The following is an 11465-nucleotide window of genomic DNA, read 5'->3' as shown; positions in this document are numbered from 1 at the left end:
CCACGCCACCGTTGTCCAATGTGAATACGATTCGAAGCAACCGGCGCGGCCCAAGCCGAGGCGCCGTTTCCAGACAATGTAGAGGTGTCGCTATGTCGGGGGCGGTTTCCGCGTCCCTGTCCGCGCGCGCGCGTGCGGACACGATCCTCGGGATCCAGCGTACGACCGGCACCGCCCAGGCCCGTCTCATGCGGGCGGAGACGTGGCTCCGCTACGCGCTACCGGCCCTGCTCGTTGTCTTCATGCTCACGCTCCTCGGCGTGGCGATCCTGCAGATGCGGGGCCGCCACGAGCAGGCGATGCACGTGGCGACACGCGAGGTCGAGGCGTTCGCCCGACTGGCAGCCCTGTCGCTGTCGAACGAGGCCGCTGCGAGCGAGACGCGGCTCGAGCGCGTGCTTCCGGTTCACCTCCTGCCGGCCGGTCGCGAGGTTCTCGTGATCGGGCCGACCGGCCGGATTCGCGCCGCCTATCCCCAGCCCGGCCCGGCCGGCACCTTCGCGGGCTATCTCGCCGAGGGGGAACCGATCGTCATGCTCGGCGAGAGCGCCGGCCCGATGAGGGTGAATCTGCAGGCGGGCGGGCAAGCGGTGGTCGTCACGCGCCGCTTGTCCGACGGCTCGGGCGAGGTGGCGGTCGTCCAGAAATTCGAGCCGTTCGTCGCCGACTGGTGGCGGGCCTTCGGTCACCACGCGATCTCCCTCTCCGCCATCGGCCTCGTGCTGGCGGGGATGGCCACGGCCTACATCCTCCAGACGCAGCGGGCGCAGGCGGCGGACGAGGTCTGCGAACTGGTCAAGCAGCGCCTCGACACGGCCTTGGGCCGCGGGCGCTGCGGCCTCTGGGACTGGGACATCGCCCGCGGCACGATCTTCTGGTCCGATTCGATGTACGCCCTGCTCGGCTACACCCCGGAGAAGGACCTTCTCTCCTTCGGCGACGTGAACGCCCTGCTGCATTCCGAGGACGGCGATCTCTACAGCCTCGCCCGCCACCTCGCGGCGAGCCACGCCACCGTCGATCACGAATTCCGCATCCGCAACGCGTCGGGCGAGTGGATCTGGCTGCGCACCCGCGCCGAGATCGTGGAGGATGCGGCCGACGGCAGCCGCCACCTCGTCGGCATCGCCATGGACGTCACCGAGCAGCGCCGCCTCGCCGAGTTCACCGCCACCGCCGACATGCGCCTGCGCGACGCGGTGGAGGCGATCTCCGAGGCCTTCGTGCTGTGGGACGCCGGCAACCGGCTCGTGCTGTGCAACTCGAAATTCCGCGACCTGCACGCGCTCGCCAGCGAGGACGCCGTTCCGGGCCGCCGCTACGACGAGGTCATGGGACAGGGCGCCCTCCCCCCGGTGCGCCGAGGCATCCCCGGCGCGGAGCGCGGCACGTCCCGCACGTTCGAGGTCGAGCTCACCGACGGGCGCTGGCTCCAGGTCAGCGAGCGCCGCACCAAGGACGGCGGCTACGTCTCGGTCGGCACCGACATCACCAACCTCAAGCGCCACCAGGAACAGCTCGTCGCCTCCGAGCGCGAACTGATCGGGACGGTCAAGGATCTGAAGCGTTCCCGGCGCACCCTGGAGACCCAGACGCAGCAGCTCGCCGACCTCGCCGAACGCCATCTCGACCAGAAGGCCCGCGCCGAGATCGCCAACCAGGCCAAGTCCGAGTTCCTGGCCAATATGAGCCACGAACTGCGCACGCCGCTCAACGCGATCATGGGCTTCGCCGAGCTGATGGAGAGCGAGGTCTACGGAGCCCTCGGCTCACCCCGCTACGCCGACTATTGCCGCGACATCCAGCAGAGCGGCACCTACCTGCTCTCCGTCATCGACGACATCCTGCACATGTCGCGCATCGAGGCGAAGCGGGTGAAGCTCGTTCGCCGCACCATCGATCTCGACACGGCGATCGCCTCGGCGGTGACGCTGGTGGCCAAGGAGGCTTCGAGCAAGTCGGTCTCCATCGACATCGAGCTGGCCGGAACCCTGAACGTCCTGGCCGACGAGCGGGCGCTCCAGCAGATCCTGCTCAACATCATCCAGAACGCCGTGAAGTTCACGCCGGAGGGCGGCCGGGTCGCCCTGCGCGGACGCTCCTGCAACGGCTTCGCCCACCTGTTCATCGGCGATACCGGCATCGGCATCCCGAAGGCGGCGATCTCCAAGCTCGGGCGGCCGTTCGAGCAGGTCGAGACCAACCTCACCCGCAGCTACAAGGGCTCCGGCCTCGGCCTCGCCATCGCCCGCTCCACCGCCGAGCTGCATGGCGGCTCGCTGCGCATCCGTTCGGAGGAAGGGGTCGGCACCCTGGTGCTGGTGCGGCTGCCGATGCCGACCCCCGACCGACTGGCCGAGGTCGGCCGGGAGGCCGAGCGGGACACGCTGACGGCGATCGGTGAACTGGCCGGCGCCACGCGGGCCAGGGTCGACACGATCGCGGCCCTGTAACGACCGGTCCGCCCGGTCAGTCCGGCGGATACGTCGCGATCCAGTGGCGGGCGATGTCGAGGCGGCGCGTCACCCAGACACGGTCATGGGCTGCGATGCGGTCGAGGAAGCGGACCAGCCCCGCCGCGCCTGCGGGAAGACCCGCCACAGCTGCCAGAAGCCGGCGCGGGCGCCGTACTCGCAGACCGATTCGACGCTCAGGCTCCGCCGTCCCGGCGAGGGCAGCGGCGGCACCGCCTCCGTCTGGTAGCCTTCGGAGGCCGCGTCGCCGTCGAGGATGCTGTTCTCATCCCCCTCCTCGTGGTTCACAACAACTGCACGGCGATGCGGGCCCCTTTCGGCCGGATGGGCTGCGGGGCGACCGTAGCCGACGTGGTCGCGGGGATAGGCGGAGTCGCTCGGACGCACGGCGTGTTCTTCAGGCCGGGACGGCCCGGCATTTTCCGCACGGCGAAGGCCGGACCTCAATCACGCCGACACATCGTTGATGTCCTTTCCTCTCTCGCGAGACAAAGGTCGCGGGGGTCGGCGGATCGGGACCGCATCGTGACGCCGAGGCCGGCGCGGCCCCCCGGCGCATCGTGTTCGGAAGGAAGCATCCATGCCGTCATCGTCCACCATCGACCTCATCGGCGCACCGATCGAGATCGGCACCAGCGAGCCGGGCGCGGTGATGGGACCGGCGGCGCTGCGAACCGCCGGGCTGGTGCGGGTGCTGCAGGATCTCGGCTTCACCGTGACCGACCGGGGCGACCTCGCCCCCGACGGCGCACAGGGCGAGCGCGACCTCCCGGCGATCCGCGCCTGGATGACCGGGATCGCGCGGGCGGTCGAAACCGCCCTCGATTGCGGAAGCCTCCCCCTCGTGGCGGGCGGCGACCACAGCCTGTCGCTCGGCTCGATCGACGGGGTGCTGCGCCATTGCGGCCGCACCGGTCAGCCGCTCTTCGTGCTGTGGCTCGACGCCCATGCCGACTTCAACACCCTGGAGACCTCGCCCTCGGGCAACGTCCACGGCATGCCGCTGGCCGCCCTGTGCGGCGAGCCCGGCTTCGACGGCCTGTTCGATGGCGGCGAGCGTCCCTTGCTCGATCCGCGGCGCGTCCACCTGTTCGGGCTGCGCTCGATCGATGCCGGCGAGCGGGCCATCGTGACCCAGCGGCAGGTGAACATCGTCGATATGCGCACCATCGACGAGTTCGGCGTGGTGGCGCCCCTGCGGCGCATTCTCGACCGGGTGGCGGCCGAGAAAGGACACCTGCACGCGAGCTTCGACGTGGACTTCCTCGATCCCACCATCGCGCCGGGCGTCGGCACCACGGTGCCGGGCGGCGCGACGTTTCGCGAGGCGCATCTCATCATGGAGATGCTGTGCGATTCGGGTCTCGTCGGCTCGCTCGATGTGGTGGAGCTGAACCCCTTCCTCGACGAGCGCGGGCGCAGCGCCCGGGTGCTGGTCGAGCTGGTGGCGAGCCTGTTCGGCCGCCGCATCCTCGACCGGCCGACCGAGCTCCCGCCGCTGGAGGCGTGAGCCGCATCGGCCGGCCTCCTCCCACCGACGCGGCGTCAGCCGATCTCTTCATGCCACGTGCGGCCGTCGCGCTCGATCAGGGCGATCGAGGCGGTCGGCCCCCAGCTTCCGGCGGCGTAGGGGCGCGGCGGCTCGGGACGGTCGGCCCAGGCCTTGAGCAGCGTGTCGGCCCAGGCCCAGGCCACCTCCACCTCGTCGCGGCGCATGAACAGGGTGGCGTTGCCGCGCACCACGTCCATCAGGAGCCGCTCGTAGGCATCCGGATAGCGCTGCTTGAACGTCTCCTCGAAGGAGATGTCGAGGTTGGTCGGGCGCAGGCGCATGCCGCCGGGGCCCGGATCCTTGGTCATCACTTCGAGCTTCATCCCCTCCTCCGGCTGGAGGCGGATGACGAGGCGATTCGGCTCGCGCCCGAAGGCGTCGGCCGGGAAGATCGAGAACGGCGAGGCGCGGAACTGCACCACGATCTCGGACAGCTTCTTCGGCAGCCGCTTGCCGGTGCGGATGTAGAACGGCACCCCGGCCCAGCGCCCGCTGCGGACTTCGAGCTTGAGGGCGACGAAGGTCTCGGTCCGGCTCGCGGCGTCGCTGCCGAGATCCGCCTGATAGCCCTCGACCGGCCGGCCGCCGACCGCGCCCGCCGCGTACTGCCCCCGCACCGTCACAGCCTGCACGTCGGCGGATGTGATCGGCTTGAGGGCGCGCAGCACCTTCAGCTTCTCGTCGCGCACCGAATTGGCGTCGAGCGAGATCGGGCTCTCCATCGCCGTGAGGCAGAGAAGCTGGAGGATATGGTTCTGCACCATGTCGCGCAGGGCGCCGGAGGTGTCGTAGTAGCCGCCGCGCCCCTCGACGCCGACCGTCTCGCCGACCGTGATCTGCACGTGGTCGATCACGTCGGCGTTCCAGAGCCGCTCGAAGATCGTGTTGGCGAAGCGCAGGGCCAGGAGGTTCTGCACCGTCTCCTTGCCGAGATAGTGGTCGATCCGGAAGATCTGGCTCTCGGGAAACACCGCGCCGACGGCGTCGTTGATGGCGCGGGCCGATTTCAGATCCTTGCCGATCGGCTTTTCGAGGACGACGCGGCTGTTTTCGCCGATCAGGCCGTAGCGATCGAGGTTGCGGCAGATCGAGCCGTAGAGATCGGGCGAGGTGGCGAGATAGTAGGGCCGGATCCGGTCGGGCCGCTCATCGAGCATGGCCTTCAGATCGTCCCAGCCGTCGTCGCCCAGCGCGTCGACCGCCACGTAGAACAGGTGATCGAGGAAGCCGGCGAGCTTGGTCTCGTCGATATCGGCCGCCGGCACGAAGCTCTTCAGGGCGTCGCGGGCGCGCTCCCGGAACTCTTCCAGGGTCATGTGGCTGCGCGAGGCGCCGATGATGCGGCTCGTCTCGGGGATCTGGGCGTCGCGGTAGCGCTGATAGAGGGCCGGGAGCAGCTTGCGCTGAGTCAGGTCGCCGGTGGCGCCGAACACGACGTAATCGAAGGGCGAGACGGGGATGATGGTGGCCAAGAGCGGCTCCCGGGTTTCGCGCGGGTTTCGAAGCGCCGATGCGCGTCGGAGGGCATTCCGGCGGCTCCGCACCTCTCACCCGACAGTCCGCCGAAGCGCCCAGCGGCGTCCGGCACGGTGGGTTATCGGTTTGCAGCGACGCCGCGCAAGTGCGCTGCCGAACAATCGATCGGCGTTGCACGGCGACGGCGGGCGGACGGCGGGACGATCCCCCGTCCGGCGCGGGCGGCGGCGGACCGACACCCGAGGCCTGATCGCCTCAGTCGGAAAAGCTGCGGCTGCGGCGCTTGCCGATCGAACTGTAATTCGGGGTCTGCTCTTTGACGGCCGACTTCTTCTCCTCGACGACCGGCAGCTTGGCGATGCGCTCGATACGGACGCCGGCGTAATTGCCCCTCCGCCACGCCAGATTGACCCGCAGCACGAAGTCCCGCCCCAGGATCCGGAGCATGAACGAGGACGGCAGCACGTAGGCCTCGGGCACGCCGAGCTTGGCGCCGGATTTCGAGATATCCTTGACGTTGCAGGGAATTTCGGTGCCGTCGAACAGCCGGATCAGCGCGATCCAGTTGGTGGAGGTCCGCTCCTCCCGCCGCGCGACGACAGACGCCTCGTCCTCCGCTGAGGCATCCCCCAACGTCAGGTCTGACGGAAGTTCGGCGACCGGTGGATGCGGGCTCGGCATAGGGGCCATGGAAGAGGGCGTCTGGCGATCGATGCTAACGGGAAAGTGTTGATGCAAAATTTGCGTTGCGGCAGGCTGCCCTGGCACGCGCCGGCCGAGGCGCGCGAAGCCGATCACATGTTCGTTGAGAGGCGACGCCCTCGACGTCCCCGGGGCAACCACGGGCGGGGCCGCGGCGGCGGCATGCGGAGCATGTCGAGGATTGACTTGCGCGACGGTGAGCCGAACTCTTCTTGGAGAGTGCCGACCGCGTCGCAAAACGAGCCGGCTCTTCTTGCGCCGCAGCGAAAATAGTTAGTGAAGCCCCGCTCAAACCGGCTTGCAAGACATGAACGGCTGATTAACGTGGCCCCATCGTAACGCGTCCGATGTTCGACCCCTGGCAGGGAGCGGTCCCATGTCCGAGCTCATCCGCGTGAAACCGACCCAGGACGGCACCTACACCGTCTATCGCGGGTCACTGGCCCTCGTTTCGGGCCTGACGAGGCTGCAGGCCGAGCGCTACGAGGCGAGCATCGCTCGCCAGCAGCGCGGTCTGTCACCGCTCGTCGGCGCCTGACGCGCCCAAACGACGACCCGAGGGCGCGGCTCCGGCGAGGAGGCCGCGCCCTTCCCATGTCGCCCTCGTCAGACGGGACCGGTCTCCGCCCGGATCCAGGCGGCGGTGTCCGGGTCGGCGTCCGAGACCGCCAGGTGCAGGATGATCGGCGTCTCGTAGGGATGGCGCCGCTTCAGCTCGGCCGCGAGGGCATCGGCCAAGCCTTCGCGGCTCTTGAGGATCGCGACGACTTCGGTGCCGCGCTCGACCGCCCCCTTCCAGGCGTAGACCGACTGCATCCCCGGAATCACGTTGACGCAGGCCGCGAGGCGCGCGCGCACCAGGGCCTCGCCGACGTCGAGCGCGGTCGCGGCATCGGGAAAGGTCGTGTAGACGAGGAGCGGGCGCTCCATGCTATGGCTCTCCCCTGGCAGGCCAGGACCCGATCGCGGGTGCCCGGCGCGTGCCCCGAGTGAGACCGGCTCGGCCTCTTCCCGTCAACAGGGCTGACAGCACGGATGCCGCGTCGCTTTTCACGGATCGCCTTCGTGGCGAGCCCCACGCCCGAGGCGCGGGAGGCGGCGGACCTTCTGATGCGCCGTTACGACCACGTCCCGCCCGAGGAGGCGGACGTCGTCGTGGCGCTCGGCGGCGACGGCCTGATGCTCCAGGTGCTGCACCGCTTCATGAACGCGCCCAAGCCGATCTACGGCATGAATCGCGGCACGGTCGGCTTCCTGATGAACGAGTTCCGGGAGGACGGGCTGCTCGACCGCCTGGAGGCGACCAAGCGCTCGACGATCCACCCGATGACGATGATCGCCACCGATACGGAGGGGCGCAGCCACACGGCGCGGGCGATCAACGAGGTCTACATGCTGCGCCAGACCCACCAGACCGCCAAGCTGCGGGTCTCGGTGGACGACCATGTGCGCCTGCCGGAACTGATCGCCGACGGCATCCTCGCGGCGACGCCAGCCGGATCGACCGCCTACAACCTCTCGGTCGGCGGGCCGATCCTGCCGCTCAACGCGCATCTTCTGGCACTGACGCCGATCTCGGCCTTCCGGCCCCGGCGCTGGCGCGGTGCGCTGCTGCCGAATTATGCCCGCATCCGCATCGACGTGATCGACGCCGAGCACCGCCCCGTGGCGGCGGTGGCCGACCACACCGAGTTCCGCCGCGTCTGCACGGTGGAGACGTGGCTCGACCACGCCACCAACCTCGTGCTGCTGCACGACCCCGGCCACAGCCTCGAAGAGCGCATCCTGCGCGAGCAGTTCGGCTGATTGTGCGGGAGGGTCATCGGGGTTCGCGTCAGAAATCGCTGGCGAGGCCCTTTACCTCCCAATCCGCGTAGCGGACGGGCTCCAGGCCGCCGCGTCCCAGCGATTCGGGCCGCTCGGCGATCTTGGCGGCGCGGGCATCGATGGCCGCGCGGCGCTCGGCCGCCTCCGCCAGCGCCCGCTGCGCCGCCGGGGACAGAATGCGCGGCGCCGCGTCCGGCTGCTTGCCGTCCTCCTTGGCATCCGCCTCCGCCATGCCGATCTCCTTCATCACTCGCTTCACGTCTTGCATCCTTTGCCGACAGATGTGACTGCGTCGGCTCCGGGACGAGACCCCGCCGACCCCTTTTCGCTGAGAACGGCCTTTCACGCGTGGCATCGCCCCCCAAAAGCCGCACGCCGCCCTCTTTCGACCCGTCCGTCCCGGGTCTCGCGGCGCGCCACGTCGCCCGCGAGGCGGTCGCGACCCTCCTCGGACCGGCCCGTGGCCTGGCGCTGGAGGATGCCCTGGCGCAGGCCGGGCGCGGGGCGCGGCTGGAACCCGGCGAGGCCGCGCTCGCCCGGGCGATCGCCACGGCGAGCTTCCGCCGCCTCGGCTTCATCAGGGCAGCGCTCGCCGCCCGCCTGCGCGACGGCCTCCCGGAAGACCGGCCGCACCTGCTCGCCCTGCTGGTGACCGGCGCCGCGCAGATCCTCGACCTCGCGGTGGCCGATCATGCCGCCGTCGATCTCTCGGTGCGCCTCGCCAAGGCGGATCCGCAGATCCAGCATCTCGCGCCGCTGGTCAACGCGGTGCTGCGCCGGATCGCCCGCGAGCGCGACGCGATCCGGGCGCAGGAAGACGATCCGCTCGCGCACAACACGCCGGACTGGCTCGCCCGGCGCTGGCGGGCGGCCTACGGCGAGGAGGCGGCGCGGCGCATCGCCGCCGCCCATCTGGAAGGCGCGGCGGTCGATCTCACGGTTCCGCGCGATCCCGAGGTCTGGGCCGAACGCCTCGGAGGCCTGCGCCTCGATCTCGGTTCGCTCCGGCTCGCCGAGGTGCGGGAAGCGGTGGCCGAACTTCCCGGCTACGCGGAGGGGGCATGGTGGGTGCAGGACGCCGCCGCCGCCCTGCCGGTGCGCCTGCTCGCGCCCGCGCCGGGCGAGCGTGTCGCCGACCTCTGCGCGGCGCCCGGCGGCAAGACGGCGCAGATCGCGGCCGCGGGCGCGGTGGTGACTGCCGTCGATCGCTCGGCGGCGCGGCTGGAGCGCCTCGGACGCAATCTCGAACGCCTTGGCCTGTCGGCGGAGGTGGTGACGGCCGACGCCCTGGCGCTCCCGGAGGACGCCCCCTTCGATGCGGTGCTGCTCGACGCGCCCTGTTCGGCGACCGGCACGATCCGCCGCCACCCCGACGTCGCCTGGACGAAGAGCGAGGCGGACGTGATCCGCCTCGTGGGCCTCCAGCGCCGGCTCCTCGACAAGGCCGCGCGGCTGACCCGGCCCGGCGGACGCCTCGTCTACTGCACCTGTTCCCTGGAGCCCGAAGAGGGCGGCGGGCAGGTGGCGGATTTCCTCAGTCGCAACCCCGATTTCGAGCGGATCGCGATCACCCCCGACCGATTGGCCGGCCATGCCGAGCTGATCGATGGGTCGGGCGACCTTCGTACTCTGCCGAGCCATCTCGCCGGCGGCACCGGCCGGGCGGGCGGCCTCGACGGCTTCTACGCGAGCGTCCTGCGGCGGCGGGGCTGAGCCCGCGCCTGTGATCCTGTGATCCGGGATAAGCGGGCGGCGCGCTTCAGCAGCAATAGGTCCTGAGGCCGGCGCCGACCATGGCGAGCCCGGTCACGAGCGACACGCCACCGGCCATCTCCATCCGGGCGGTCCAATCGGGGTAGCGCGGCGCCCGGCCGGCCAGGACGACGCCGCAGGACAAGCTCACGAGGCTGAGCAGCGCAATCATCCATCTTCCCCGTCGAGCGACCATCGCGGCGCCGCTCCAGCCGTCACCACACGGTCTTCGATGGCGTTAACGCGCGAGCCGCGCCGACGGGCATCCCCGCTGTTCCCCTTCTCCACAGCCGAGCCGAGCGAGCGGAAGGCTAGCTTTGGACAAAAGGCGGTGCAGCTCATGCCCTTTGCATAACCTTTGTTGCGCAACCGCTGTTAACCAATCGTTGAATTGGGGTAAACAAAGCCTTAGCAAGGTCGCTCGACTTCGTTTAAGTATTTTTTGCACAACGAACCTTCCTCCCGTTTCGGCGGCCCTATGACCCACGTGTCCAGCTTCTGGGTGCGCTCTTCCGTCATGCTTGCAGGCGCAGCAAGCTTTCTTCTGCTCGGAACCGGGGCGGCCAGCGCCCACGTCAAATGGTTTTGTGCGTTCGACGTCGCCGGCCAGCCGCGCGGCCTCGAACAAGTCCTCTGCGTCGACTTCGAATTGCTGACCGGGCTCGCCCTCGTCTGCCTGATGTTCGGTTGCCTGACCGAGGGGACTTCGCTCGGCACCTCGATCCTCAACGCCCTCGACCGCGTCACCGCGACCGTGCGGGACAACAGCGTCCTGATCGTGCGGGCGGTGGTCGGCTTCTTCCTCGTCTCGCTCTGGAACCAGGGCGGGATCATCCTGACGCCGGAACTCAAGACCGACCTCGCCTGGATCTCCTGGCTTCAGCTCGCCATGGCTGGGGGCCTGCTCTGGAAACGCACCCTGCCCTTCACCGCCGCGGGCATCGTGTTCCTGTTCGGCTTCGCCATCTGGAACTACGGCGTCTTCCACCTCGCCGACTATCCGGTGTTCCTGGGCGTCGCCGCCTTCCTGGCGCTGACCGCCTTCGACCGCACCCTGTTCGGCCAGCGCCCGATCGACGTGGTTCGCATCGCCGCCGCGATCACCCTGATGTGGGCCTCCGTCGAGAAGTGGGCCTACCCGCACTGGACCGACCCGCTCATCGCCGCCAAGCCCGGCATGACGATGGGCGCCTCGCCGGAGCTCTTCATGCAGGCCGCCGGCGTCATCGAGTTCACCCTGGCCTTCGCCCTGGTCTGGACCCCCCTCGTCCGCCGCGCCTCGGCGATCATCCTGACGGCGGTCTTCATCTCGGCCATCTTCGAGTTCGGCAAGATCGACGCGATCGGCCATTCGGGCATCATCGCGGTCCTGATCGCCATCGCCGCCGACGACGCCCGGGTTCCCGCCACCCGCCGCGACGTGGTTCTCGCCCCGGTCTACTATGCCAGCGCCCTGATGCTGTTCCTCGGCGTCTACTACTTCGCCCACAGCGCCCTCTACGGCGACCGCTACGGGATCGGCGCCGGCCTGAGCGGGCTTCCGGTGATCTGACCCGGCGCCGTCCTCACGCTCGAACGGTTCGGGGCGCCTCCTGCACGAGGGGGCGCCCCCGAACCGTTACGAGCCGGGCGGCATCAGCCTGAGAAAGATGTCCGCAAGCGTTCCTTCATGGTTCGCTAAG

The 11465-nt window shown here is 69.7% G+C and carries 12 protein-coding genes; 6 read left to right on the top strand and 6 right to left on the bottom strand.

The genetic code is table 11. The features are described from left to right. Positions 1-92 precede the first annotated feature (92 nt). Positions 93-2453 carry a PAS domain-containing sensor histidine kinase gene (locus tag ABS772_RS03405; protein WP_350392187.1) on the top strand — a complete coding sequence of 787 codons (2361 nt, stop codon included), beginning with the start codon at positions 93-95 and terminating at the stop codon, positions 2451-2453. Between the two features lie 69 nt (positions 2454-2522). Here ABS772_RS03405 and ABS772_RS03400 read toward each other — a convergent pair whose 3' ends face one another. Beyond that, entirely contained in the window at positions 2523-2861 is a 339-nt protein-coding gene (locus ABS772_RS03400) for a polysaccharide deacetylase family protein (protein WP_350392185.1), read from the bottom strand. A gap of 193 nt (positions 2862-3054) precedes the next feature. Between ABS772_RS03400 and rocF the strand changes: the two genes are divergently transcribed. Beyond that, complete coding sequence (gene rocF / locus ABS772_RS03395; RefSeq protein ID WP_350392183.1) at positions 3055-3984, top strand: arginase; 930 nt, start codon at positions 3055-3057, stop codon at positions 3982-3984. A gap of 35 nt (positions 3985-4019) precedes the next feature. Here rocF and zwf read toward each other — a convergent pair whose 3' ends face one another. Next, entirely contained in the window at positions 4020-5498 is a 1479-nt protein-coding gene (gene zwf / locus ABS772_RS03390; protein ID WP_238257149.1) for a glucose-6-phosphate dehydrogenase, read from the bottom strand. A 259-nt stretch (positions 5499-5757) separates the two neighbouring features. Further along, positions 5758-6300: a PilZ domain-containing protein gene (locus ABS772_RS03385; protein WP_350392181.1), complete on the bottom strand. Its 543-nt coding sequence runs from the start codon at positions 6298-6300 to the stop codon at positions 5758-5760. Positions 6301-6580: 280 nt separating this feature from the next. Here ABS772_RS03385 and ABS772_RS03380 point away from each other — a divergent pair, with 280 nt between their 5' ends. Then, positions 6581-6742: a hypothetical protein gene (locus ABS772_RS03380; RefSeq protein ID WP_238255297.1), complete on the top strand. Its 162-nt coding sequence runs from the start codon at positions 6581-6583 to the stop codon at positions 6740-6742. A gap of 68 nt (positions 6743-6810) precedes the next feature. Here the strand turns inward: ABS772_RS03380 and cutA are convergent, their stop codons facing one another. After that, on the bottom strand, positions 6811-7134 hold the full coding sequence (cutA, locus tag ABS772_RS03375; RefSeq protein WP_350392179.1) for a divalent-cation tolerance protein CutA: 324 nt from the start codon (positions 7132-7134) through the stop codon (positions 6811-6813). 105 nt (positions 7135-7239) lie between these two features. Between cutA and ABS772_RS03370 the strand changes: the two genes are divergently transcribed. Continuing rightward, a complete protein-coding gene (locus ABS772_RS03370; RefSeq protein ID WP_238255299.1) occupies positions 7240-8010 on the top strand; it encodes an NAD kinase in 771 nt (256 codons plus the stop codon). A 28-nt stretch (positions 8011-8038) separates the two neighbouring features. Here the strand turns inward: ABS772_RS03370 and ABS772_RS03365 are convergent, their stop codons facing one another. Continuing rightward, positions 8039-8278, bottom strand: a complete 240-nt coding sequence (locus ABS772_RS03365) for a DUF1674 domain-containing protein (RefSeq protein ID WP_407942957.1) — start codon at positions 8276-8278, stop codon at positions 8039-8041. Between the two features lie 101 nt (positions 8279-8379). Here ABS772_RS03365 and ABS772_RS03360 point away from each other — a divergent pair, with 101 nt between their 5' ends. Continuing rightward, the gene (locus tag ABS772_RS03360) at positions 8380-9744 is read left to right on the top strand and encodes an RsmB/NOP family class I SAM-dependent RNA methyltransferase (protein ID WP_350392176.1); all 1365 of its coding nucleotides are present in this window, start codon (positions 8380-8382) and stop codon (positions 9742-9744) included. A 46-nt stretch (positions 9745-9790) separates the two neighbouring features. Here ABS772_RS03360 and ABS772_RS03355 read toward each other — a convergent pair whose 3' ends face one another. After that, positions 9791-9955, bottom strand: coding sequence for a hypothetical protein (locus tag ABS772_RS03355; protein WP_350392175.1), 165 nt, complete (start codon positions 9953-9955; stop codon positions 9791-9793). Positions 9956-10261: 306 nt separating this feature from the next. Between ABS772_RS03355 and ABS772_RS03350 the strand changes: the two genes are divergently transcribed. Continuing rightward, positions 10262-11335 carry a hypothetical protein gene (locus ABS772_RS03350; protein WP_350392173.1) on the top strand — a complete coding sequence of 358 codons (1074 nt, stop codon included), beginning with the start codon at positions 10262-10264 and terminating at the stop codon, positions 11333-11335. The last annotated feature ends 130 nt before the right edge of the window (positions 11336-11465 follow it).

The sequence above is a fragment of the Methylorubrum podarium genome (assembly GCF_040270385.1).
GTDB classification, from domain to species: domain Bacteria; phylum Pseudomonadota; class Alphaproteobacteria; order Rhizobiales; family Beijerinckiaceae; genus Methylobacterium; species Methylobacterium podarium.
Note: the sequence above shows the minus strand (reverse complement) of the source record. Positions and strands in the feature narration are given on the sequence as shown.